Consider the following 25,233-nt stretch of genomic DNA (forward strand, 5'->3'; position numbering starts at 1 on the left):
CACTGGGCCGGTTTTCTTTTTGTTAACCGTCAAATTGCAAAGTGTTGCAAGCAGGCAATAGGCTTTCACGAATCGCATTGCACAACCGTTGCAACGAATTGAGTCGTACCTGCGTTTACAGTATGGAAAGCGAAAGCTTGGTCGCAGAGTTGCGGCAGCTATTTTCCGCTTGTGCTTGAATTTTCGGGAACTGATCATGTTTTCACGTCGTATTCTTATGGCTGGCATTGCAAGCCTTTGCGTTGGAGTTTCCGCGCCGGCTTTTGCCGCTTCGCCGGTCGGTGCCGAGGCACAGCTGAATGAAGCCGCTGCCGCTAACGTGCAGCAGGTTGCGCTTTCGAGCGACGCCAAGGCCAATCCGGACAAGCCGAAGAAGAAGAAAAAGAGCGCTTCCAACGGCAATGCCGGTGTGAAGGCCAACAAGTACAATATCGATCCAAAGTTCCGCGCGCAGGAAGTGGCCTTCACGGGCTACAAGCCGGGCACCATCGTGATCGATCCGAAGCAGCGCTTCCTCTATTATGTGGAAACCTCGACGACCGCGCGCCGCTATGGCATCGCAGTTGGCAAGCAGGGTCTTGAGTTCAAGGGTTCCGCTACGATCAACGCCAAGCGTGAATGGCCGCGCTGGATCCCGACCAAGGAAATGGTCGAGCGTGATCCGGGCCATTACGGTCGCTTCAAGAACGGTATGGATGGCGGTCCGGGCAATCCGCTCGGCTCGCGCGCCATGTATCTGTTCCAGGGCAACAAGGATACCTATGTCCGTATTCACGGCACGGTTCAGCCATGGACTATCGGCAGCTCCGCTTCGAACGGCTGCTTCCGTATGATCAATGAAGATGTCATGGATCTTTACGAGCGCGTCGGTCTCGGCACCGAAGTCGTCGTTCTCTGATCCATATTGACGATCTGATAAATGGCCGGGCTTTTGGGCCCGGTTTTTCTTTGGCCGTTCCATCCATGACGCTGTGCCTCGGTTGAGGCCTTATCTGTGGATTTCGGGCTTCGGCATGGAAATGTCGGGCAGGGGCCATTAAGACGTTACTACGTATTCGCTCCGGAGGTCGTGCTCCGGTCATGTTCAGCGTATGGCGTTCACATTCGTGCAATACGCTGAAGGTCTCGTGTCGCTCTCCAAACGTTCCGTTTTGGGGTGGCATGTCTGGGTTCAACAACGATTACCGCATCGCTTCGGTGAAAAATCACTTCGAGGCGCATTTTTTTGTGGCGGAATCAATTAAGAAAGTCTAACGAGATAAGCCCATGGCGCGATATGTTTTCATCACTGGCGGCGTGGTTTCTTCCCTTGGAAAAGGCATAGCTGCTGCAGCACTGGCTGCACTCCTTCAGGCACGCGGTTACCGCGTGCGTATCCGTAAACTCGACCCTTATCTGAACGTCGATCCCGGCACGATGTCGCCTTACCAGCATGGTGAGGTGTTCGTCACTGACGATGGTGCCGAAACCGACCTCGATCTCGGTCATTACGAGCGGTTCACCGGTCGTCCTGCCAACAAGCAGGACAATATCACCACCGGTCGCATCTACCGTAACATCATCGAAAAGGAACGCCGCGGCGACTATCTCGGCGCGACGGTTCAGGTCATTCCGCACGTTACTGACGAGATCAAGAACTTTGTTCTCGAGGGCAACGAGGATTATGATTTCGTCCTGTGCGAAATCGGCGGCACTGTTGGCGACATCGAAGCCATGCCGTTCCTCGAAGCGATCCGTCAGCTTGGCAATGAATTGCCACGCGGAGCAGCGGTTTACATCCATCTGACGCTGATGCCGTATATCCCGGCGGCGGGCGAACTCAAGACCAAGCCAACGCAGCATTCGGTCAAGGAACTGCGGTCTATCGGTATTGCTCCGGATATTCTTCTGGTGCGTGCGGACCGTGAAATTCCGGAATCCGAACGCCGCAAGCTGTCGCTGTTCTGTAACGTGCGTGAAAGCGCCGTTATCCAGGCGCTCGACGTGGCAACGATCTATGATGTGCCGATTGCTTACCACAAGGAAGGCCTCGATTCGGAAGTCCTTTCGGCGTTCGGTATCGACCCGGCTCCAAAGCCGCGCATGGATCGCTGGGAAGAAGTTTCCCATCGCCTGCACAATCCGGAAGGCGAAGTCACCATCGCTATCGTCGGCAAATATACGGGTCTGAAGGACGCGTATAAGTCGCTGATCGAAGCGCTTTATCACGGTGGCCTTGCCAACAAGGTGAAGGTCAATCTCGACTGGATCGAAGCCGAAGTCTTTGAAAGTGAAGATCCGGCTCCGCATCTTGAAAAGGTTCACGGCATTCTGGTGCCGGGTGGCTTTGGCGAGCGTGGCGCAGAGGGCAAGATTCTTGCGGCGAAGTTTGCTCGTGAGCGGAAAGTTCCGTATTTCGGCATTTGCTTCGGCATGCAGATGGCCTGCATTGAAGCAGCGCGTAATCTGGTTGGTATCGAAAACGCGTCTTCGACCGAGTTCGGCCCGACCAAGGAGCCGGTTGTTGGTCTTATGACCGAATGGCTCAAGGGCAACATGCTCGAGAAGCGCGCAGCAGCGGGCGATCTTGGTGGCACGATGCGTCTTGGCGCCTATGAAGCAGCCCTTGCTCCGGGTTCCAAGATTGCGGAAATCTACGGTTCGACCGATATTTTCGAGCGTCACCGTCACCGCTACGAAGTCAATGTCGACTATAAGGCGCGTCTCGAAGAGGCTGGCCTCAATTTCGCAGGCATGTCGCCGGATGGCGTTCTGCCGGAAACGGTCGAATACCCTGACCATCCATGGTTCATCGGCGTTCAGTACCATCCGGAACTGAAGTCCCGTCCGTTCGAACCGCATCCGCTCTTCGCTTCGTTCATCGAAGCGGCGATTGAACAAAGCCGTCTGGTTTGATGCATGAATAGCGATCTCGCGCGCAACGCTCGTTCGGTCGACCATCTGGTTCTGCCGGTTGAACAACTGGACGAAGCGCGCGCGAGACTTTCCCTCTTGGGATTTACAGTGGCCCCGAATGCCCAGCATCCATTCGGCACCGCCAATGTGTGCAGCTTTTTTGCTGACGACACCTATCTGGAAATGCTGGCAGTCGACCGCGAACCGCTTTATGTGGCCGCCGCCCGTCGCTCGAATAGTTTCATTCTCCGCGATCAGGCCTACCGCTTCCGTAGCGGACAGGACGGCTTTTCAGGAATAGCCTTCAAGACCGATGATGCCCGCGCCGATCATGCCGAGTTCAAAAGGCGTGGGGTTTCAGGTGGCCGTATGGTCGAGTTTTCCCGCGCGTTTCTCAGCCGGGAAGGCAAGCGCGAGATCGCGAGTTTCCGTCTGGCTTTTGCTGCGGATTTGCGTGCGCCCGATGCTTTTTTCTTCTGTTGCCAGCGATTGGCCTATCCGAAAACGGATCGTTCGCATCTGATTGCGCATGAGAATGGCGTCACCGGCCTGCGCAAAATCCTGATCTGCGAGGAAAATCCGGCAGAGTTTTCGGAATTGCTGCAAGGTGTGTTTCATGCGCCTGCGCGCAAGCACGACGGTGGTTCTCTGGAAATCACCGCTGGCAATGCCGATATAGAGATCCTTCCTTCCAAACAGTTTGAACAGAGCTTTGGATGGTTGCCAGAACTGCATGGCCGTGGTTTGCGGCTTGCGGGACTGGTCTTCACGGTTGCTTCACTTTTGACAGTCGAGCAGCTTCTTGACCGCAATGGTGTCACGTTTCTGAAAAGAGATGGCCGTATCATCGTTTCTCCGGCTAAGGGCCAGGGTACGTTGTTCGTATTTGAAGGTGTTGAGTAAATGACGACCGCCAATTCCTCCGTCAAAGTCGGTAATGTTACCTTCTCCAACAGCGCGCGTTTCGCGCTGATCGCTGGCCCCTGCCAGATGGAAACGCGGGAGCATGCCTTCGATATGGCAGGCCGCCTGAAGGAAATCACCGACAAGCTGGGTATCGGTCTCGTCTACAAGTCCAGCTTCGACAAGGCCAACCGCACGTCGCTGAAAGCAGAACGCGGTATCGGTCTCGAAAAGGCGCTGGAAGTCTTTGCCGATCTGAAAAAGGAATTCGGCTTTCCGGTTCTGACCGATATTCACACGGAAGAACAATGCGCTGCCGTCGCACCGGTTGTTGATGTGCTTCAGATTCCAGCCTTCCTTTGCCGCCAGACCGACCTGCTGATCGCCGCCGCAAAGACGGGCCGCGTGGTCAATGTCAAGAAGGGCCAGTTTCTGGCGCCTTGGGACATGAAGAATGTTCTGGCCAAGATCACCGAAAGCGGCAATCCGAATGTGCTCGCAACCGAGCGCGGCGCGTCTTTCGGCTATAATACGCTGGTTTCCGACATGCGCTCGCTACCGATCATGGCTGGCCTTGGCGCGCCGGTGGTGTTCGATGCGACCCATTCGGTACAGCAGCCGGGCGGGCAGGGCGGTTCGTCAGGCGGACAGCGCGAATTTGTGGAAACACTGGCTCGCGCAGCAGTGGCTGTCGGCGTGGCCGGCCTCTTCATTGAAACCCATCAGGATCCCGACAATGCGCCGTCGGACGGACCAAATATGGTGCCGATCGACAAGATGCCAGCATTGCTGGAAAAGCTGGTGGCTTTCGACCGGATTGCCAAGGGGCTTTAGTGTCTGTTCCAAAAGCCGTCATGCCGGGCTGCAAATGGCAATTTCTGCGCTTCCGGTGCTCACGTACCCAAAAGTACGCTGCGCTCCGGTTCTCGAAATCACCATTTTCGCCGCTGCCTGCCATCTTTTTGATTCAGACACTCGGAATTCAAAGCGAATTGTGAAAGGCGGGGGATTTTCCTCCGCCTTTTGTTTCGCTAAGGATGTGCCCACATCGGATTTGTTCAGCAGCTTCGCGGATAAGCGGAGCGATCTATAGGGAAGGACTGGCTCCTATGACTGCAATTATCGACATCGTCGGCCGCGAAATTCTTGACAGCCGCGGCAACCCGACCGTCGAAGTGGACGTAGTGCTTGAAGATGGCTCTTTTGGCCGCGCCGCTGTTCCATCCGGCGCATCGACCGGCGCCCATGAGGCCGTAGAACTGCGCGATGGCGGCAGCCGCTATCTCGGCAAGGGCGTGGAAAAGGCTGTTGAAGCCGTGAATGGCAAGATCTTCGACGCCATTGCAGGCCTCGATGCTGAAAGCCAGCTGCTCATCGACCAGACGCTGATTGACCTCGACGGCACTGCCAACAAGGGCAATCTCGGCGCCAACGCCATTCTCGGCGTGTCGCTGGCTGTTGCCAAGGCCGCCGCTCAGGCAACCGGCCTGCCGCTCTATCGCTATGTTGGCGGTGCGAATGCACATATTCTGCCAGTGCCGATGATGAACATCATCAATGGCGGCGCACATGCCGACAATCCAATCGACTTTCAGGAATTCATGATTCTGCCGGTTGGCGCATCGTCGATCCGTGAAGCCGTGCGTTATGGCTCGGAAGTCTTTCACACGCTGAAGAAGCGCCTTAAAGACGCTGGCCACAACACCAATGTCGGCGACGAAGGCGGCTTTGCTCCGAACCTCAAGAGCGCACAGGCTGCACTCGATTTCGTTATGGAATCGATCGAAAAGGCCGGTTTCAAGCCGGGTGAAGACATTTCCATCGGCCTCGATTGCGCATCGACCGAGTTCTTCAAGGACGGCAACTACGTCTATGAAGGCGAACGCAAGACCCGCGATCCGAAGGCGCAAGCCAAGTATCTGGCCAAGCTCGTTGCCGATTATCCGATCGTCAGCATTGAAGACGGCATGGCCGAAGACGATTGGGAAGGCTGGAAGTACCTGACCGATCTCGTTGGCAACAAGTGCCAGCTGGTTGGCGACGATCTGTTTGTTACCAACTCGGCCCGACTGCGCGATGGTATCCGCATGGGCGTTGCCAATTCGATCCTCGTGAAGGTCAACCAGATCGGTTCGCTGTCGGAAACGCTCGATGCCGTCGAAACCGCGCACAAGGCCGGTTACACCGCCGTCATGTCGCACCGTTCGGGCGAAACCGAAGATTCGACCATTGCCGATCTCGCAGTTGCCACGAATTGCGGTCAGATCAAGACCGGCTCGCTGGCCCGTTCGGACCGTACGGCGAAGTACAACCAGCTCATCCGTATCGAAGAAGAACTGGGCAAGCAGGCTCGCTATGCAGGCCGCAGCGCGCTGAAGTTCCTCTAATCGGAATAAAGTAATTGATGAAAGGCGGGCCATGTGCCCGCCTTTTTCGTTGCCCCTGACTGAGGCCGCATCGATATGTCATTCCGTCCTGGTTTTGACTCTTCCCAATTATATTGATATCAATGTTATTGTCGTTGCCATTGGCTGGCCCTGAACTGGGCGCAGAATGGCGGACATGAAGCGGCTCAATCCTGTACCGACCCGAGCCGTATTGGGGGGGAAATCAAAGGGAGAGAGAAAATGGCTTATATTGAAGGTTTCGTCGTCGCCGTTCCTAAAGCGAACAAGGAAATCTATCGCAAACATGCCGCGACCGCTGCCGAACTGTTCAAGGAGTTTGGCGTCACGCGCATGGTCGAAGCTTGGGGAGACGATGTCCCCGATGGCAAGGTGACTGACTTCCGTCGGGCCGTGCAGGCAACGGACGACGAGGAGGTGGTTTTCTCCTGGTTCGAGTATCCCGACAAGGCCACGCGCGATGCGGCCAATCAGAAGATGATGAGTGATCCTCGCATGGCGGCGATGGGCAGCGAGATGCCTTTCGATGGCAAGCGCATGATCATGGGCGGCTTCTCAACGATTCTCGATGTGTGATCGTTTGGACGTCTGACAAGGAATAAATCGGCAATCAAGGATTGATCATGATTGCCGATCTCCCTCTTTAAGGGTGAATTTTAGAAAATACACCGTCTTGTGAACACCTAATCTGTTTCACAAAAATAGGGTTAATCTTTCCCTGACATATGGCTGCGGTAAAGCTCTGTTAAGCAAAATAATGCTTCATGGTGGAATTCGGATTGGCGGTTACAGCTTGAGATTCGCTACCGTCAAAAACATCCGGGAAGGAAGCCGCAATGTGGACCAAGCAGAAACGTAAATCGATCCGTGGGCGCTTTATTTTGCCCATCCTGACGGCTGCGTTTCTCAGCTATTTCGGCTTCCACGCCTATCACGGCGAATTCGGGCTTTACGCCCGTATCCAGCTTGAAGAGCAAAAGGCGAACCTGACAAAGCAGCTCGAAAAAATCAGCGGCGAGCGTGCCGCACTCGAAAAGCGCGTCGGGCTTCTGCGTGATGGATCCATTGAAAAGGATATGCTTGACGAGCAGGCGCGCAGAGCGCTTAATCTCTCCCATCCCGATGAAGTGACAATTATTACCTCTCGGGAAGACAGATCGAATTAACTGAATTCCGGTTAATTGTCTTTTTGTGATATGTTTTTAAGGGCTTGGTAGCATAGCAGCTATGCTCTGGGTGCATATTGTATCTTGTAATATGCCCGTATAACGTCACAATATAACGACAATCTTAGGGAGCGAGATATGGCACCGAGGGCTAAAAGGGCGCCTGCTGGCAAAACGCAGACGTCTTCCGTCACTACCCCCAAGGCACCTGCGCCTGTAAACTTCACCAAGGAGCAGGAGCTGCACGCCTATCGCGAGATGCTGATGATCCGGCGTTTCGAAGAAAAAGCCGGCCAGCTTTATGGCATGGGCTTCATTGGTGGCTTCTGCCATCTCTATATCGGACAGGAAGCTGTCGTCGTTGGTATGCAGACCGCGCTGAAGGAAGGTGATCAGATCATCACGTCCTATCGCGACCATGGTCACATGCTGGCAACAGGCATGGAAGCGCGCGGCGTTATGGCCGAGCTGACCGGACGCCGTGGAGGCTACTCCAAGGGCAAGGGTGGCTCCATGCACATGTTCTCCAAGGAAAAGGGCTTTTACGGCGGTCACGGTATCGTCGGCGCTCAGGTTCCACTTGGTACCGGTCTTGCCTTTGCGAACAAGTATCGCGGCAATGACAACATTTCCGTCACCTATTTCGGCGATGGCGCTGCCAACCAGGGCCAGGTCTACGAAGCCTTCAACATGGCATCGCTGTGGAAGCTTCCGGTGATCTACGTCATCGAAAACAACCGTTACGCCATGGGCACCTCGGTTTCGCGTTCTTCCGCTGAGACTGATTTCTCCAAGCGCGGCGTTTCGTTCAACGTTCCGGGCATCAAGGTCGACGGCATGGATGTTCGCGCCGTTGCTGCCGCTGCCGCACTCGCTGCCGAATGGACGCGTTCCGGCAAGGGTCCGCTGATTCTCGAAATGGAAACCTATCGCTATCGCGGTCACTCTATGTCCGATCCTGCAAAGTATCGCTCGAAGGACGAAGTGCAGAAGATGCGTTCGGAGCATGATCCAATCGAGCAGGTCAAACAGCGCCTGATTGAAAAGAACTGGGCCACCGAAGAAGAGCTGAAGGAAATCGACAAGGAAGTCCGCGACATCGTCGCTGATTCGGCCGATTTCGCTCAAAACGATCCGGAGCCGGATGTTTCCGAGCTCTACACGGATATTCTGCTCTAATTCGGGAAAGGTGTTGTCATGCCCGTAGAAATTCTCATGCCCGCCCTTTCTCCGACCATGGAAGAAGGCACGCTTTCCAAGTGGGTGAAAAAGGAAGGCGACAAGGTTACGTCCGGTGACGTGATTGCCGAGATCGAAACCGACAAGGCGACGATGGAAGTCGAAGCCGTCGATGAAGGCGTCATCGGCAAGATCCTGATCGCAGAAGGCACCGAAGGCGTGAAGGTCAATACGCCGATCGCCGTGTTGCTCGGCGACGGTGAAAGCGCTTCCGATATCGGTTCGGCTCCGGCTGCCAAGGCTGAAGCGCCGAAAGAAGAAGTCAAGGAAGCTCCGAAGACCGAAGACAAGCCAGCTGCCAGCGTTCCTGCTGCGCCGAAGGTTGAAGTCGCGTCCGATCCTGATATTCCGACTGGCACGGAAATGGTTTCGATGACCGTGCGTGAAGCACTGCGTGACGCCATGGCCGAAGAAATGCGCCGTGACGAGAACGTCTTCATCATGGGTGAAGAAGTTGCCGAATATCAGGGCGCTTACAAGATCACCCAGGGTCTTCTCGACGAATTCGGCCCGCGCCGTGTTGTCGATACGCCGATTACCGAGCATGGCTTTGCCGGTGTGGGCGTTGGTGCGGCTATGGCTGGCCTCAAGCCAATTGTTGAATTCATGACCTTCAACTTCGCCATGCAGGCGATTGACCAGATCGTGAATTCGGCTGCCAAGACGCTCTACATGTCGGGCGGCCAGATGGGCGCTCCGATGGTGTTCCGCGGTCCTTCGGGCGCTGCTGCACGCGTCGCCGCACAGCATTCGCAGTGCTATGCCGCATGGTACAGCCAGATTCCGGGCCTCAAGGTCGTTATGCCTTACTCGGCTGCTGATGCGAAGGGTCTTCTCAAGGCTGCAATCCGCGATCCGAACCCGGTCATCTTCCTCGAAAACGAAATCCTCTACGGTCATCATTTCGAAGTGCCGAAGCTTGATGATTTCGTTCTGCCGATTGGCAAGGCCCGCATTCACAAGCAGGGCAAGGACGCGACCATCGTTTCGTTCGGCATCGGCATGACCTATGCGGTCAAGGCTGCTGAAGAACTGGCGGAGCAGGGCATCGATGTTGAAGTCATCGATCTGCGCACCATTCGCCCAATGGATATTCCGACGGTTGTGGAATCGGTCAAGAAGACCGGTCGCCTCGTCACCGTTGAAGAAGGCTATCCGCAGTCGTCCGTTGGTACCGAAATCGCCACCCGGGTCATGCAGCAGGCCTTCGATTATCTCGATGCGCCGATCCTGACCATTGCGGGCAAGGACGTTCCGATGCCTTACGCCGCAAATCTCGAAAAGCTGGCGCTGCCGAATGTGGCCGAAGTCGTGGAAGCGGTGAAAGCCGTGACCTACTCCGCTTAACGAAAGGGTCTGGACATGCCGATCAATATCACCATGCCAGCGCTTTCTCCCACGATGGAAGAAGGCAACCTGTCGAAATGGCTGGTTAAGGAAGGCGACAAGGTTACATCCGGCGATGTGATTGCCGAGATCGAAACCGACAAGGCCACGATGGAAGTCGAGGCTGTTGACGAAGGCACCGTTGCCAAGCTGGTTATTCCGGCTGGCACCGAAGGCGTCAAGGTCAACGCGCTGATCGCCATTCTGGCCGCTGACGGCGAAGACGTCGCGGAAGCAGCAAAGGGCGGCGGCGCTGCCGCTCCCAAGGCTGAAGCAAAAGCCGAGGCTCCGAAGGAAGAGCCAAAGGCCGAAGCCAAGAAGGACGCTGCACCTGCTGCAGCGCCTGCTCCGGCAGCCGCTGCGCCCGCACAGGCACCTGCGAAGGGAGAACGCGTTTTCGCTTCTCCGCTTGCTCGCCGTATTGCCAAGGACGCCGGCGTCGATATCGCCGCAGTGAAGGGCACCGGTCCGCATGGCCGCGTCGTTCAGCGCGATGTGGAATCCGCTATTCAGTCGGGCGGTGCGAAAGCAGCTGCCGCTGCGCCGCAGACTGCGGCCAGTGCTCCTGCTGCCAAGCCGATGTCGGACGATGCCGTTCTCAAGCTGTTCGAGGAAGGTTCTTACGAAATCGTGCCGCATGACGGCATGCGCAAGACCATTGCTCGTCGTCTGGTGGAATCGAAGCAGACCGTTCCGCATTTCTATCTGACGATCGATTGCGAACTCGATGCACTTCTGGCGCTTCGCGCACAGATCAACGCGGCTTCGCCGATGATCAAGACAGAGAAGGGGGAGGTTCCGGCCTACAAGCTCTCCGTCAACGACATGATCATCAAGGCTACTGCTTTGGCGCTTCGTGATCTCCCGGAAGCCAATGTTTCCTGGACCGAAGGCGGCATGATCAAGCACAAGCGTTCGGATGTCGGCGTTGCCGTTTCCATCCCGGGCGGCCTTATTACGCCAATCGTCCGCCACGCGGAAAACAAGACGCTGTCCGCCATCTCCAACGAGATGAAGGATTTGGCCAAGCGCGCGCGTGATCGCAAGCTGAAGCCAGAGGAATATCAGGGTGGTTCGACCTCGGTCTCCAACCTCGGCATGTTCGGCGTCAAGGATTTTGCCGCCATCATCAACCCGCCGCATGCGACCATTTTCGCAATCGGCGCAGGTGAAGAACGCGTCGTGGTGAAGAAGGGCGAGATGAAAGTGGCGACAGTCATGTCGGTCACGCTTTCCACCGATCACCGCGCAGTCGATGGCGCTCTTGCCGCCGAACTGGCGCAGGCCTTCAAGCGCCACATCGAAAATCCGATGGGCATGCTGGTCTGATGGAATTGAAGCCGCGCCCTTCTTTTTAGATGGGCGCGGCCTTTCCGCTTTCAGGAATAAGGGCAAGAACTATGGCCGACATTTACGACGTTATTGTTATTGGATCGGGACCGGGCGGTTATGTAACGGCGATCCGTGCTGCGCAGCTGGGCCTCAAGACGGCAATCGTCGAGCGCGAGCATCTGGGTGGCATCTGCCTCAACTGGGGCTGTATTCCGACCAAGGCGCTGCTGCGTTCGGCGGAGATTCTGCATTTCGGTGAACATGCCAAGGACTACGGTCTGAAGCTGGAAGGCACCATCACGCCTGACGTGAAAGCTGTTGTGCAGCGTTCGCGCGGCGTTTCGGCGCGTCTTAACGGCGGCGTCGCCTTCCTCATGAAAAAGAACAAGATCGACGTGATCTGGGGTGAAGCCAAGCTCGTCAAGGGTGCTTCCGGCTCCAATCCCGCCGAGATCACCGTCGGCAAGACCACGAAGCAGCCAATGCTCCCGCAGAACCCGGTGCCGAAGGGCGTGCTGGGCGAGGGCAGCTACAAGGCCAAGCACATCATCGTCGCGACTGGTGCGCGTCCGCGTGCGCTGCCTGGCATCGAGCCGGACGGCAAGCTGATCTGGACCTATTTCGAAGCTATGGTGCCGCAGGACTTGCCAAAGTCGATGCTGGTCATGGGTTCGGGCGCAATCGGCATCGAATTCGCGTCGTTCTATCACGACATGGGCGTCGATGTGACGGTTGTGGAAGTGATGCCGCAGATCATGCCGGTGGAAGATGCGGAAATCTCCGCCATCGCTCGCAAGCAGCTTGAAAAGCGCGGCCTCAAGATCATCACCGACGCCAAGGTTACGAAAGTGGAGAAGGGCGCCAACAACGTCACGGCCTCCATCGAAACCAAGGACGGCAAGGTGCAGAAGCTGACTGTCGACCGGATGATTTCGGCTGTTGGCGTTCAAGGCAATATCGAGAATCTCGGCCTTGAAGCGCTCGGCGTGAAGACGGATCGCGGCTGCATTGTCATTGATGGCTATGGCAAGACCAATGTCGAAGGCATCTACGCCATTGGCGACGTTGCCGGTCCGCCGATGCTGGCGCACAAGGCCGAGCATGAAGGCACGATCTGCGTCGAAAAGATTGCAGGCGTTCCGAATGTGCATTCGCTCGACAAGGGCAAGATCCCGGGCTGCACCTATTGCAACCCACAGGTTGCTTCGGTTGGCCTGACGGAAGCCAAGGCCAAGGAACAGGGTTTCGACATTCGTGTCGGTCGCTATTCCTTCACGGCCAACGGCAAGGCGATTGCTCTCGGCGAAGATCAGGGTCTGGTCAAGACGATCTTCGACAAGAAGACAGGCCAGCTTCTGGGCGCACATATGGTTGGTGCGGAAGTCACCGAGCTTATCCAGGGCTTCGTGATTGCCATGAACCTTGAGACCACCGAAGAAGAGCTGATGCATTCGGTCTTCCCTCATCCGACCCTTTCGGAAATGATGAAGGAAAGCGTACTCGACGCTTATGGCCGTGTGCTGAACGCATAATCCCGAAAAGTTGCAGACTTTTCGGATAGGATTGTGCGGGTGAATACCGCTTAAACAGCAGGAGTTGCGCATATTCCGCTGATCGAAAATGGAGAGCCATGGCGGCGTGCCGCCTGGCCGATCATAAAATGGTGTACCGTCATCGGTCTGGCGCTGGGATTTGTAGCTGGCGTCTTGAGTCTGCTCGGCGGTAACACCATATCGGTCAACGGATTGGCGCTCGCTGGCTGGTACGGTGTCTGGACGCTTACTTTGGCGCTTGGCGTTGGCGGCTTGGTCTTCGGCCTGATCTGGGCTCTGGTTTTCAGGGCTCTCGGCATGGCTGCGCGGCGATGAGTAGCAAATGGTCCAAGTTGACAGGTCTGTGGTCAGGGCTTAGGACCGGACCGAATTAAGGAGCGTTCCACATTCTCTTGGGAACAGGCTCCGGATAGGCAGGAAACAGCATGGTTACAGTTCTCAATACGGTCAACCAGAGCGGACGTCTGCGGCACCCGGAAAAGGCGCACCGCCCGGACAATGAAGTCCTGAAGAAGCCCGACTGGATTCGCGTCAAGGCTCCGGTCTCGCGCGGCTATAATGAAACGCGCGAAATTGTGCGTTCCAACAAGCTCGTGACCGTCTGTGAAGAAGCTGGCTGCCCGAATATCGGCGAGTGCTGGGAAAAGAAGCACGCCACTTTCATGATCATGGGCGAAATCTGCACACGCGCCTGCGCGTTCTGCAATGTTTCGACTGGCATTCCGACGCCGCTTGATCCGAATGAACCGGAAAATGTGGCCAAGGCCGTCAAGCAGATGGGTCTGACGCATGTGGTTATCACCTCAGTGGATCGCGACGATCTGGCCGATGGCGGCGCACAGCATTTCGCCGACGTTATTCTCGCTATCCGTGCGGCTGCGCCTGCAACGACTATCGAAATTCTGACGCCGGACTTCCTGCGCAAGGAAGGCGCATTGGAAATCGTCGTCAAGGCACGCCCGGACGTGTTCAACCACAATCTGGAAACTGTGCCGTCGCGTTACCTGAAGGTTCGTCCTGGCGCGCGTTATTTCCACTCGATCCGCTTGTTGCAGCGCGTCAAGGAACTCGATCCAACCATTTTCACCAAGTCTGGCATTATGGTTGGCCTCGGCGAAGAGCGGAATGAGATCTTGCAGCTGATGGACGATCTTCGTTCGGCTGACGTGGATTTCATGACCATCGGTCAGTATCTGCAGCCGACCCGCAAGCATCATCCGGTCATTCGCTTTGTGACGCCGGACGAGTTCAAGTCGTTCGAAACCATCGGCAAGACCAAGGGCTTTCTGCTGGTCGCCTCCAGCCCTCTGACGCGTTCTTCGCATCACGCTGGCGACGATTTTGCAAAGCTAAAAGCCGCCCGCGAAACGCAGATTGCGAACCGGGCATCGTAACACATGCCGCAATTTACGACCGTCAGACGGGTGCATCACCGGGCCGATCAGATGTTCGCGCTCGTTGCGGATATCGAGAAATACCCGGAGTTCTTACCAATGTGCGAAGCCTTGTCGATCCGCTCCCGTAAGGAGCGTGACGGCAAGGCTTTGCTGATTGCCGACATGACGGTCGGGTACAAGCTGATCCGCGAGACCTTCACAAGTCAGGTGCTGTTGAAGCCAGACGATAGCGTCATCGACGTCAAATATCTCGACGGCCCGTTCCGCTATCTCGATAATCGCTGGACGTTCAAGTCTGTCGAGGACGAAGCCTATTGCGACGTTGAATTCTTCATCGATTATGAATTTAAGAGCCGCACACTCGGCCTGCTGATGGGCACCATGTTTGATCTGGCCTTCAAGAAATTCTCAGAAGCCTTCGAAAAGCGCGCCGACCAGATCTACGGTCTCTAATCAAACGACGCTTACTGCGCCGTATAGCCCCCATCCACCATCAGTGACGATCCTGTGATGAATGAGGCCTCGTCGCTGGCGAGGAACAGAACGGCGTTTGCCACTTCCTCGGCGCGGCCGAGGCGGCCCATCGGGTGCAGGGCAACCAGAGCGTCCTTCTTGTCGTCCGGAACATCTTTCAGAAGCGGTGTGTCGATATAGCCGGGGCAGACGGCATTCACGCGGATGTTCTGCGTGCCATAATCGATAGCCAGCGTCTGGGTCAGAAGCTTCACACCGCCTTTTGCCGCTGCATAGGCCGTCACGCCCGACTTGCCGACATGGCTGTGGATCGATCCGCAATTGACGATGACGCCGCCGCCTTGCGAACGCATCTGGTCGATTGCGTATTTATCGCAGAGGTAAACGCCGGTCAGATTGATGTCGATGGTCTTCTGCCAGGCGCTTTCGTCAAGCTCGTCGATGGGGCCGTCCGCCGCAATACCCGCATTGGCGAACATGATGTCGAGACGACCGTAATTTTCCACTGTTCGGGCAATAAGCTCCTGAACAGCTTTGGTTTTTGTTACATCTGTCTTGATGAAGATGGCCTGCTGGTGTGTTCCGGCAAGCTCGTCGGCCAGTCGTTGGCCGTGATCGGCATAATCGGCAATGACGACATTGGCGCCTTCACGTACAAAAGCCCGGGCCGTCGCTTCCCCAATACCGCTTGCCCCGCCCGTTACGATGGCCACTTTGCCTTTGAAACGCATTGCCTATGTTCCTCATCTTGAACTGATAAGCAGAGGATAGGGCGACAGTGCGGAAAGTACATGCGTTGGCGTCAGGCGTTGCGCAAATTTGTCAGTATCAGCTCCAGCGCGGCAAGAACCGTTGCACGGCGAATGTCCGCACGGCTTTTCGGGCCGAAGCGGCATTCGCGGTGCAGCGTTGGGTGACCATTGCGTGCGGAAGCGATATGGACAAGCCCAACAGGCTTTTCGTCCGAGCCGCCGCCGGGTCCCGCAACACCGGTCACTGCAATGCTGATGCCTGCGCGCGAATGCTTCAGCGCGCCTTCGGCCATGGCAATCGCCACTTCCTTCGAGACCGCGCCGACCTGACCGATCAGTTCCATCGGCACGCCGATCATTTCATTCTTGGCTTCATTGGAATAGGTGACAAAGCCACGATCGACCACATCGGACGAACCGGCAATGTCGGTCAAGGCGCCAGCAATCAGCCCGCCGGTGCAGGATTCCGCGGTCGCAATCATCAGACCAGCCTTGCGGCAGGCTTCCAGCACTGCGATTGCTTCTTTCTCTGCGACGAGTTCGCTCATTCCGGCACCTCGCCGGGATAAATGACGGTCGCCGTCGCAATGGCGGCAATGCCTTCACGGCGTCCGACAAAGCCGAGCTTTTCGTTGGTCGTGGCCTTGATCGATACGCGGTCGGCGGCAATGCCGAGCATATCGCAGAGCGCTTCCGTCATAGCGGCGCGATGTGGACCGACTTTTGGTGCTTCGCTGATCAGTGTCACATCGACATTGGCGATGCGCCCGCCAGCCTCGCGAACGATCTTGGCCGCATGTTCGATGAAGATGCGCGAGGCTGCGCCCTTCCATTGCGGGTCCGATGGCGGGAAATGCGTGCCGATATCGCCTGCGCCGCGCGTGGCGAGCAGGGCGTCGGTGAGGGCGTGAAGCGCCACATCGGCATCGGAATGGCCATTGAGCTTTGCTTCATGCGGGATTTTCACGCCGCAGAGCGTGACATGGTCGCCCGGCTCGAAGGAATGTACGTCATAGCCATTGCCCGTGCGAATATCCGGAAAGGCGGCGTGGTCTTGCCGCAGGCGCTTGTCTGCCATTTCGATGTCCTTTGCCCAGGTAAGCTTTGTATTGTCGGCCGAGCCTTCGATGATGCGCACGGCGAGGCCCTGCCATTCGGCAATGGCGGCATCGTCGGTGAAATCCGTGCGACGGATAGCGAAGGCTTTTTCATGTGCGTCGAGTATAGGCGCATAGGGAAATGTCTGCGGGGTCTGCGCCGCAAACAGACCGGCGCGGGGAACGGTGGTCTTGACTGTTCCGTCGATGGCCGATTGTTTCAGCGTATCTGAAACGGCCAGCGCGGGCAGAACGCCTTCCTCCGGTGTCAGATTGCCAACGATCCGTTCGAGCAGTCCCTGCGTGATGAAGGGGCGCACGCCGTCATGGATCATCACATAATGCGGCGCGTGGTCCTTGAGGGCGAAGAGCCCTAGTCGCGTGGATTCCTGCCGTGTCGGGCCACCAGTCACGACGATGACGTCTTCGTGGCTCTCCGGTACGGCGCGTTCATAAAGCAGGTGATCGTCGGGATGGATGACGACAACGATCTTGTCGACCAGCGGACAGTCGATAAAGGCGCGCAACGTCCGCGCGAGCACGGCTTCGCCGCCGATGCGCCGAAATTGCTTCGGCCCTTCGACGCTTTGCCCCGCCCGTTCGCCCCGGCCGGCTGCCACAATGACCGCTGCTGTTTTCGAAATGATCTTCGCCTTTGCCAAAGTTGGTCGCTTGGAAGCCGAATAATGCCTTGCATCGACAAATGCCAGACTGCAATTGATTTATTGCATATTCCAGAAGCATGCCTCCCAAAAGCGGAAGCTGCTTTCGGAGTAAAGATACGCATAAAAACAATAAGTTAAAGCGTACTTCTCAAATGCCGCAAAATGCAACGCTATCTGCGTGCTTTTCCTTGCGTTCAAAAGACGAACTGATTAAAGTGTGTGCGTTATGCATCATGCACATGAAATAGGCATTTATTTGTGACTTCTATCGATCAGCCCTTGGATATCCGTGGCGTGGTGCTCAAGAATCGCGTTTTTCTGGCGCCGATGTCTGGCGTCTCCGATTTGCCATTTCGCAAGCGCGCAGCTGCTGCCGGAGCGGGAATGGTCGTTTCGGAAATGGTCGCCAGCGCGGAACTTTGCAATCGTCACAAGGAAAGTCTGCTGCGCCTGTCGGGCGAAGGTCTGGGCACGCATGTGGTTCAGCTCGCCGGGCGTGAAGCGCATTGGATGGGCGAGGCCGCCAAGATCGCCGAAGGCGAGGGCGCGGATATCATCGATATCAATATGGGCTGCCCGGCCAAGAAAGTGACCGGAGGCTATTCGGGATCGGCGCTGATGCGCGATCTGGATCACGCCATGACGCTTGTCGAGGCGACTGTGGCTGCCGTGAAGGTGCCGGTCACGCTGAAGATGCGGCTTGGCTGGGACGAAAACAGCATCAATGCGCCGGAATTGGCCAAACGTGCCGAAGATGCGGGTATTGCAATGGTCACCGTGCATGGACGTACACGCTGCCAGTTCTATGAAGGTCATGCCGACTGGGACGCCATTCGCGCCGTGCGCGATGCAGTGAAAATTCCGCTCGTCGCCAATGGCGATGTGACGTCGCGTGAAGACGCTGAAGAGATTCGCCGCCGGTCCGGTGCGGATGCGGTGATGGTTGGACGGGCTACCTATGGACAGCCATGGCTGCCGGGTTTGATTGCGGGCAGTTCACCATCGGCGCAATCCGAAACAGAGATTATCGATTATATTATAATGCATTACGAAGATATGCTCGACCATTATGGTAGCAAAACGGGTATTCGCCATGCGCGCAAGCATCTTGGCTGGTATCTGGATCGTCATGCCGGAGAGGCTTTGACCTCAGCGGATAAGGCGGAAGTGATGACGCTGACCGATCCCGCAAAGGTTGTTGACGCGCTGCGCCGGATTTTTGCGACGCGGACGACTGATGCGCCAGAGTTGAAATCGGCGTTCAGAAAGGTCGCCTGATGCGCGAAAGAGAAGAAAAGGGCAGCATCCCTTCAGTTATTCTGGATGCGATCAGCCAGCCGGTCATTATGGTCGGGCCTGACAATCACATTGTCTATGCCAATCTGGACGGCGAGCAGTTTTTCCGCTCCGGTTCGTCCATCTTGGCGCGCAACCGGCTGGAGAGCTTTCTGCCTTTCGGCAGCCCGCTTCTGGCTCTTATCGATCAGGTTCGCGCCAGCCAGATGCCAGTCAATGAATATCGCGTCGATATTTCCTCGCCGCGTCTTGGTGCTGAACGCATTGTTGATCTTTATGTTGCGCCCGTCGTTGAAATGCCGGGCGCTGTGGTCATCCTGTTCAAGGAAAAGACCATGGCGGAAAAGATCGACCGCCAGATGACCCATCGCGGCGCGGCGCGTTCGGTTACCGGTCTTGCCTCGATGCTGGCGCATGAGATCAAGAACCCGCTATCGGGTATTCGCGGCGCGGCCCAGTTACTTGAGCAGGTGGTTGGCGATGAGGATCGTGCTTTGGCGCGGCTCATCACCGATGAAACCGACCGTATCGTGTCACTGGTGGACCGGATGGAGGTTTTCTCCGACGAACGACCCATCGAGCGCACCGCGGTGAATATTCACGCGGTTCTGGACCATGTGAAGGCCGTGGCGCGCAATGGTTTTGCCCGTCATATCCGTTTCTCGGAAGATTACGATCCGTCACTGCCGCCGGTTTTCGCCAATCGCGACCAACTTGTGCAGGTGTTTCTCAATCTGGTGAAGAACGCAGCTGAGGCCATTGGCGACCGCGACCACGGAGAAATTCTTCTCTCAACGGCCTATCGTCCGGGTATTCGCCTTCAGGTGCCAGGTGCGCGCGACCGCGTGGCGCTGCCGCTGGAATTCTGCGTGCACGACAATGGACCCGGCGTGCCGCAGGATATGCTGCCGCATCTCTTCGATCCGTTTGTGACGACCAAGACCAACGGTTCGGGCCTTGGATTGGCCCTGGTGGCAAAAATCATCGGCGATCATGGTGGCATCATCGAATGCGACAGCCATCCGTCGCGCACCACTTTTCGTATTCTTATGCCTGCCTGGAAAAGCTCGGATGTTGCTTCCCGGCCAAGCAAATTCACGACTGATTATACCGGAGACGATGCATGATAGCAGGACGCCCGACGGGTACCGTATTGGTGGCGGATGACGATGCGGCGATCCGCACTGTGCTCAATCAGGCACTCTCCCGGGCCGGTTACGATGTGCGAGTGACGTCGAATGCCGCGTCGTTGTGGCGTTGGGTGGCGGCAGGCGATGGCGATCTGGTGATCACTGACGTCATGATGCCGGACGAAAACGCTTTCGACCTGCTGCCGCGTATCAAGAAGATGCGGCCTGATCTGCCGATTGTGGTGATGAGCGCCCAGAACACGTTCATGACGGCCATTCGCGCCTCGGAAGCCGGCGCTTATGAATATCTGCCGAAACCGTTCGACCTGACGGAACTGATCAATATTGTCGGTCGCGCGTTGTCCGAACCAAAGCATAAGCCGATTGCCACGCTTCACGACGAGCCCGGCGAGAATATGCCGCTTGTCGGCCGTTCGCCTGCGATGCAGGAAATCTATCGCGTTCTGGCGCGTATGATGCAGACCGACCTGACCATGATGGTGACCGGCGAATCCGGTACCGGCAAGGAGCTGGTCGCCCGCGCGCTGCATGAATATGGCCGCCGCCGCAAGGGACCATTCGTTGCGATCAATATGGCTGCCATCCCGCGCGATCTGATCGAATCGGAACTGTTTGGCCACGAGAAGGGCGCGTTCACGGGCGCACAGAATCGCTCGAGCGGCCGCTTCGAACAGGCCAATGGCGGCACGCTCTTCCTCGATGAAATCGGCGATATGCCGATGGAAGCGCAAACCCGCCTGCTTCGCGTGTTGCAGCAGGGCGAATATATGACAGTCGGCGGACGCACGCCCATCAAGACCGACGTGCGCATTGTGGCGGCGACCAACAAGGATTTGCGCCAGCTGATTGCTCAGGGCCTCTTCCGCGAAGACCTCTATTACCGTTTGAATGTGGTGCCGTTGCGGCTGCCGCCGCTACGTGAGCGCAGTGAGGACGTGCCCGATCTGGTGCGTCATTTCTTCAAGCGCGCTGCTGAAGAAGGCTTGCCTGAAAAGCGCATTACCAATGCCGGTCTCGACATGATGCGCCGCTATCCATGGCCGGGCAATGTGCGCGAACTGGAAAATCTGGTGCGCAGGTTGGCGGCGCTCTATCCGCAGGAAGAAATCTCGCCGGAAATCATCGAAACCGAACTGAAGGCGGAACTGTCGAAGCCCGACACGATTCCAGCGGTAACGGGCGATGCGGAGAATGTCACGATCTCGCAAGCGGTCGAGCAAAACATGCAGCGTTATTTCGCTTCATTCGGTGCCGACTTGCCGCCACCGGGGCTTTATCACCGTGTGCTGGCTGAGCTTGAATATCCGCTGATCCTAGCCTGCCTGACGGCAACGCGCGGCAACCAGATCAAGGCAGCGGATCTACTTGGCCTCAACCGCAATACACTGCGCAAGAAAATCCGCGAGCTCGGCGTGAATATTTATCGCGGCGGCAAGGGAAACTAAGTCCGTTCGCTGATCTTTACGTTGTGATTTATTATATTTGCTCTTGTTAGAGCCACCGTCGCCTCGACGTGGGAAGCGGCGATGGCATTTCCATTCAGATCGACCGCGTGTTAATGCCGGATCGGCTTCTTAACAGGCTTTCTGACAGGCTTTTTCGCGCGTTTTTTAGGCGCTGGCTTTTTTGCCTTAGCCTTTTTGATTACCTTGACCTGATGGACAAGACCGGAGGAAATGTGGCTTTGGGCAGCAAATGCAGTGGGAGCGGCAAGAAAGGAAAGCGCGATTGCTGCGGCAAAGATTTTCTTCATAATCAGTATCCTCATTGATTTCAGTAAATCAATAATACATCTACAGATTGTTCTGTTTGGGGCTAAATTGTAAATGAATGTTTCTATATGGGTATTTCGTCTATATTTCCGATACTGATAAATGAAATATAGCCTGTTTTGAAAACGCGAAAATATTTCGTCATCCATCAATCGAATCAAATATCGGAAAAATCAGCCGGAAGTATCTCTGATGAGGTAGTATTTCTTTGCTGAGACGAATTACCAATGACACGATGCGCAAATTCGTTAGGGATTCGACGGTTAGTACTGTAACGCAGCTAAATGGCGTTCATGAAAAATATGGCGATGACCACCAGAATAAATGAAAGCCCAAATGCGAATAATGCAATGTCGAATAGAAACATTGGTAAGTATCAACTCGTTTGGTCGTGAGCAGGTGTTTCGTCGCGACGACGGTCTTTCCTTAATTTCACGATGTGGAGCGAGAGACACGAGTGTGTAGAAACCGTGCCTCTCGCGGGGGCGGGCAATTGCTTAGGCTGCCCGGCGCTGGCCATATCGCCTAGGTGTTTTAGCTGCAACTTTTAAACGCAATGCGTGTGCCGTATTGGGTCAGAACCGGATATCTCGGCGTGATTAGACAAGGCATGAGCCGGCATTTGCCATTTGCGTTCCTATCTTGTTCTCGCCCACATTAGAGAACTGTTGAGGAAAGGGGCTGGAGTGCCCGCAGATCGCTGAAGCAGACGCCGAGATGTCATAAGGTGAGGGGGCGTTTCAGGTTCGCCAGTAGAATCCATGGCCAGCTTGTGACGCAAAGTGAGAGACAGTTCCGAATCGGAACTCGTTCAACTGCCTGAAAATAAATGGAAATATCTCTTGCCAGAGAAAATAATGGTGCCCCCAGAGAGACTCGAACTCCCGACCCCCTGATTACAAATCAGGTGCTCTACCAACTGAGCTATAAGGGCACTTCACGATACAGTGTGTATCGAACCGCTTTTGGTTGCAAATCGCTTCCGTTATACGGTCTGCGCTCGATTAGCATAAATGACGCGTCTGTAAAACGAAAAATCATCGCAAAGAGGTCATGGCAACAGGGTTTTTCATGTGATAGCCAATAGACCGCGATGAGGACATGGCAAACTTATCAGGGTTGAGCCGGGGAGCGAGACAGTAGACATGAACGACAAATCACTCGCGCTTCATTTTCTCTCGTCCGGGACCGAAGAATCACTCGCGGCCCAGAAAGATCTTGTGAATCGCTACGGGCATGTGTCGGGCGAAGATGCCGACATTATTGTTGCGCTCGGTGGTGATGGCACCATGCTTCAGGCACTGCGGGATTTCATGAATAGCGGTACACCGATTTATGGCATGAACCGCGGGTCTGTTGGCTTTCTGATGAATGAGTTCAGTGTTGATAATCTGTGCGAGCGCATTCTGGCCGCGCAGATGGAAACAATCCGCCCGCTTGTGATGATTGCAGAGACCGAAAATTCTGCTCCGGTCGAGGCGCTTGCAATCAATGAAGTCTCATTGTTCCGCCAGTCCTATCAGGCGGCGAAGGTGCGCATAACCATTGATGGTAAAGTCCGGCTGGAAGAATTGGTCTGTGACGGCGTGATGGTTGCGACGCCTGCTGGCTCAACGGCCTACAATCTCTCGGCGCAAGGGCCGATTCTGCCATTGGAAGCGCCGCTTCTGGCGCTGACGCCGGTCAGTCCCTTCCGCCCGCGTCGCTGGGGTGGTGCATTGCTGCCCAAGCATGTGACCGTTCGCATGGATTTGCTGGAAACGGAAAAGCGTCCGGTCAATGCCGTTGCCGACAATAATGAGGTGAAGTCCGTAACTTCGGTTACGGTACGCGAGGCGCCGAACAGTCAGGTGGCTATTCTGTTTGATAAGAACCACTCCTGGGACGAGCGAATTCTGACAGAACAATTCCGGCATTGATCTGAATAGTCGACAGGTTTTCGAGTAAGATTACGCACAAGCAAAGTTGTCAAACTACCGTGGCTGACAATCCTCTAATTGTCATCAATTTGATTTAATTCGATTAGAAAAGACGTAGATTGGCGTCATTTGTCGTTATCAGCAGGAATATCAAAGCAATTTGATATCGGATGTTGGTATTTTGGTTGACTTTTGCACGCTGCGGACGTAGGCGATGCTGCAAGAAAACGCTAGATGCGTTGCAGACGCCTTTTCTGCTTTGGTTCCTGCGCCGGATGACGCGGCTGCAATGACAGGATGGGCGGAACACGTTTCCGAACCAGAGAGCTGCGCCTCCATTGACGACATTTGCCGAACTCGGTCTTTCCCCGAAAGTGCTTGCTGCTGTAGAAGCGGCTGGATACACCGCGCCCACACCTATTCAGGCAGGCGCTATACCGCCCGCGCTCGAGCGCAAGGATGTGCTTGGTATCGCCCAGACGGGAACGGGCAAGACGGCTTCTTTCGTTCTGCCGATGCTGACGCTGCTGGAAAAGGGCCGGGCTCGCGCCCGCATGCCGCGCACGCTCATTCTTGAGCCGACCCGTGAGCTTGCTGCGCAGGTTGAAGAGAATTTCGTCAAATACGGCGTCAATCACCGCCTCAATGTTGCTCTGCTGATCGGCGGCGTTTCGTTCGACGAGCAAGAGCGCAAGCTTGAGCGCGGCGCAGACGTTCTCATCGCCACGCCGGGCCGTCTTCTCGACCATTTCGAACGCGGCAAGCTGCTTTTGACCGGCGTTGAAATTCTGGTCATCGATGAAGCCGACCGTATGCTCGACATGGGCTTCATTCCGGATATCGAACGCATCTGCAAGCTGATTCCGTTCACGCGTCAGACGCTGTTCTTCTCGGCGACCATGCCGCCGGAAATCACCAAGCTAACCGAGCAGTTCCTGCATTCGCCAACGCGTGTCGAAGTGGCCAAGGCTTCGTCCACGGCAAAGACCGTGACACAGCGTCTGGTCAAGTCGAGCAGGAAAGATTGGGACAAGCGCGCTGCCCTGCGCGATCTCATCCGCGCCGAAGGCGACACGCTCAAGAATGCGATCATCTTCTGCAATCGCAAGAAGGATGTGTCGGAATTGTTCCGTTCGCTGGTGCGTCATGAGTTCAACGCCGGTGCATTGCACGGCGATATGGACCAGCGCGCCCGCATGACGATGTTGGCCAACTTCAAGGAAGGCAAGCTGCAACTGCTGGTCGCTTCCGATGTGGCAGCACGCGGCCTCGACATTCCGGATGTCAGCCACGTCTTCAATTTCGACGTTCCGATCCATTCGGAAGACTATGTCCACCGCATTGGCCGCACGGGTCGCGCTGGCCGCTCCGGCAAGGCGTTCACGATCGTCACGCCATCGGACACAAAATATCTTGCCGCTATTGAGAACATGATCGGCGAGAAGATTGAATGGGTCGATGGCGATCTGTCCACGCTTGCACCGTCCGACGAGGCTGACGATCAGCCGCGCAAGGGCAAGAATGCGCGCGGCAAGGGCAAAGACTCGCAAAGAGATAACAAGGGTAAAGATAAGGGGCGGGACAAGAGCATGGACAAGCCAAAGGAAAAGGTAGCTTCGACCGAAGCGCTCGATCCGGCGGAACAGCCGCAGCCCGTTATCGAAACCCACGACCGCCGCGATGCGATCCGCGCTTCCAACGACGAACGTCGTGGCAAGCCGCAGCACGACCAGCATAAGCGCCGCCGTGATCGCGATGATGATGGTCCGTCGCCTGTTGGTTTTGGCAACGACATTCCTGCTTTCATGCTCATTCCAACGGGCATGTAAGC

At 56.1% G+C, this 25,233-nt stretch carries 23 protein-coding genes and 1 tRNA gene; 19 read left to right on the top strand and 5 right to left on the bottom strand.

Annotation, left to right across the window (positions count from 1 at the left end; all coding sequences use genetic code 11):
• The first annotated feature begins 196 nt into the window (after nt 1–196).
• The 14 genes from FHW00_RS21440 to FHW00_RS21505 all read left to right on the top strand — a co-directional run bounded on the left by FHW00_RS21440 (nt 197) and on the right by FHW00_RS21505 (nt 14,729).
• Nucleotides 197–898, top strand: a complete 702-nt coding sequence (locus FHW00_RS21440) for a L,D-transpeptidase (protein ID WP_078340396.1) — start codon at nt 197–199, stop codon at nt 896–898.
• A gap of 368 nt (nt 899–1,266) precedes the next feature.
• Nucleotides 1,267–2,895, top strand: a complete 1,629-nt coding sequence (locus FHW00_RS21445) for a CTP synthase (protein WP_078340397.1) — start codon at nt 1,267–1,269, stop codon at nt 2,893–2,895.
• A 3-nt stretch (nt 2,896–2,898) separates the two neighbouring features.
• On the top strand, nt 2,899–3,798 hold the full coding sequence (locus tag FHW00_RS21450; RefSeq protein ID WP_078340398.1) for a VOC family protein: 900 nt from the start codon (nt 2,899–2,901) through the stop codon (nt 3,796–3,798).
• Nucleotides 3,799–4,632: a 3-deoxy-8-phosphooctulonate synthase gene (kdsA, locus tag FHW00_RS21455; RefSeq protein ID WP_078340399.1), complete on the top strand. Its 834-nt coding sequence runs from the start codon at nt 3,799–3,801 to the stop codon at nt 4,630–4,632. It begins immediately after the preceding gene.
• Between the two features lie 275 nt (nt 4,633–4,907).
• Nucleotides 4,908–6,185, top strand: coding sequence for a phosphopyruvate hydratase (eno, locus tag FHW00_RS21460; RefSeq protein WP_078340400.1), 1,278 nt, complete (start codon nt 4,908–4,910; stop codon nt 6,183–6,185).
• Between the two features lie 240 nt (nt 6,186–6,425).
• Entirely contained in the window at nt 6,426–6,779 is a 354-nt protein-coding gene (locus FHW00_RS21465) for a DUF1428 domain-containing protein (RefSeq protein WP_078340401.1), read from the top strand.
• A gap of 260 nt (nt 6,780–7,039) precedes the next feature.
• Nucleotides 7,040–7,369: an FtsB family cell division protein gene (locus FHW00_RS21470; RefSeq protein WP_078340402.1), complete on the top strand. Its 330-nt coding sequence runs from the start codon at nt 7,040–7,042 to the stop codon at nt 7,367–7,369.
• A 138-nt stretch (nt 7,370–7,507) separates the two neighbouring features.
• Entirely contained in the window at nt 7,508–8,548 is a 1,041-nt protein-coding gene (gene pdhA / locus FHW00_RS21475) for a pyruvate dehydrogenase (acetyl-transferring) E1 component subunit alpha (RefSeq protein WP_078340403.1), read from the top strand.
• 18 nt (nt 8,549–8,566) lie between these two features.
• Nucleotides 8,567–9,955, top strand: coding sequence for a pyruvate dehydrogenase complex E1 component subunit beta (locus tag FHW00_RS21480; RefSeq protein ID WP_078340404.1), 1,389 nt, complete (start codon nt 8,567–8,569; stop codon nt 9,953–9,955).
• Between the two features lie 15 nt (nt 9,956–9,970).
• Nucleotides 9,971–11,323 (top strand): pyruvate dehydrogenase complex dihydrolipoamide acetyltransferase, encoded by a 1,353-nt coding sequence (locus FHW00_RS21485; RefSeq protein ID WP_078340405.1) that lies wholly within the window; start codon nt 9,971–9,973, stop codon nt 11,321–11,323.
• A gap of 71 nt (nt 11,324–11,394) precedes the next feature.
• Entirely contained in the window at nt 11,395–12,858 is a 1,464-nt protein-coding gene (gene lpdA, locus FHW00_RS21490; protein ID WP_078340406.1) for a dihydrolipoyl dehydrogenase, read from the top strand.
• A gap of 174 nt (nt 12,859–13,032) precedes the next feature.
• A complete protein-coding gene (locus tag FHW00_RS21495) occupies nt 13,033–13,194 on the top strand; it encodes a hypothetical protein (RefSeq protein ID WP_176168365.1) in 162 nt (53 codons plus the stop codon).
• Nucleotides 13,195–13,304: 110 nt separating this feature from the next.
• A complete protein-coding gene (gene lipA, locus FHW00_RS21500; RefSeq protein ID WP_078340407.1) occupies nt 13,305–14,273 on the top strand; it encodes a lipoyl synthase in 969 nt (322 codons plus the stop codon).
• A gap of 3 nt (nt 14,274–14,276) precedes the next feature.
• Complete coding sequence (locus tag FHW00_RS21505; protein WP_078340408.1) at nt 14,277–14,729, top strand: type II toxin-antitoxin system RatA family toxin; 453 nt, start codon at nt 14,277–14,279, stop codon at nt 14,727–14,729.
• Between the two features lie 11 nt (nt 14,730–14,740).
• On the opposite strand, the gene FHW00_RS21510 is transcribed toward FHW00_RS21505, so the two are convergent.
• The 3 genes from FHW00_RS21510 to FHW00_RS21520 form a co-directional block, all read right to left on the bottom strand.
• Nucleotides 14,741–15,481, bottom strand: coding sequence for an SDR family NAD(P)-dependent oxidoreductase (locus FHW00_RS21510; protein ID WP_078340409.1), 741 nt, complete (start codon nt 15,479–15,481; stop codon nt 14,741–14,743).
• Between the two features lie 71 nt (nt 15,482–15,552).
• On the bottom strand, nt 15,553–16,050 hold the full coding sequence (locus tag FHW00_RS21515; protein WP_078340410.1) for a CinA family protein: 498 nt from the start codon (nt 16,048–16,050) through the stop codon (nt 15,553–15,555).
• Nucleotides 16,047–17,261 carry a bifunctional 2-C-methyl-D-erythritol 4-phosphate cytidylyltransferase/2-C-methyl-D-erythritol 2,4-cyclodiphosphate synthase gene (locus tag FHW00_RS21520; RefSeq protein ID WP_078340411.1) on the bottom strand — a complete coding sequence of 405 codons (1,215 nt, stop codon included), beginning with the start codon at nt 17,259–17,261 and terminating at the stop codon, nt 16,047–16,049. Before FHW00_RS21520 ends, FHW00_RS21515 begins: the two co-directional genes overlap by 4 nt.
• Before the next feature lie 261 nt (nt 17,262–17,522).
• Here FHW00_RS21520 and dusB point away from each other — a divergent pair, with 261 nt between their 5' ends.
• From dusB to ntrC, 3 genes are read left to right on the top strand one after another with little or no spacing between them, the layout of a single operon-like run.
• Nucleotides 17,523–18,542 (top strand): tRNA dihydrouridine synthase DusB, encoded by a 1,020-nt coding sequence (gene dusB / locus FHW00_RS21525; protein WP_078340412.1) that lies wholly within the window; start codon nt 17,523–17,525, stop codon nt 18,540–18,542.
• Entirely contained in the window at nt 18,542–19,687 is a 1,146-nt protein-coding gene (locus FHW00_RS21530) for a two-component system sensor histidine kinase NtrB (RefSeq protein ID WP_078340413.1), read from the top strand. The genes dusB and FHW00_RS21530 overlap by 1 nt, the downstream gene beginning before the upstream one ends.
• Complete coding sequence (gene ntrC / locus FHW00_RS21535) at nt 19,684–21,156, top strand: nitrogen regulation protein NR(I) (protein WP_078340414.1); 1,473 nt, start codon at nt 19,684–19,686, stop codon at nt 21,154–21,156. The genes FHW00_RS21530 and ntrC overlap by 4 nt, the downstream gene beginning before the upstream one ends.
• A gap of 110 nt (nt 21,157–21,266) precedes the next feature.
• Here ntrC and FHW00_RS21540 read toward each other — a convergent pair whose 3' ends face one another.
• Nucleotides 21,267–21,464, bottom strand: a complete 198-nt coding sequence (locus FHW00_RS21540; RefSeq protein WP_078340415.1) for a hypothetical protein — start codon at nt 21,462–21,464, stop codon at nt 21,267–21,269.
• Between the two features lie 877 nt (nt 21,465–22,341).
• Nucleotides 22,342–22,417: transfer RNA gene (locus FHW00_RS21545), tRNA-Thr, on the bottom strand.
• A gap of 211 nt (nt 22,418–22,628) precedes the next feature.
• On the opposite strand from FHW00_RS21545, the gene FHW00_RS21550 reads away from it, so the two are divergent.
• Nucleotides 22,629–23,402, top strand: coding sequence for an NAD kinase (locus tag FHW00_RS21550; RefSeq protein WP_078340416.1), 774 nt, complete (start codon nt 22,629–22,631; stop codon nt 23,400–23,402).
• A gap of 338 nt (nt 23,403–23,740) precedes the next feature.
• A complete protein-coding gene (locus tag FHW00_RS21555) occupies nt 23,741–25,231 on the top strand; it encodes a DEAD/DEAH box helicase (protein ID WP_078340418.1) in 1,491 nt (496 codons plus the stop codon).
• The last annotated feature ends 2 nt before the right edge of the window (nt 25,232–25,233 follow it).

The sequence above is a fragment of the Ochrobactrum sp. P6BSIII genome (assembly GCF_014138065.1).
Classification (GTDB): domain Bacteria; phylum Pseudomonadota; class Alphaproteobacteria; order Rhizobiales; family Rhizobiaceae; genus Brucella.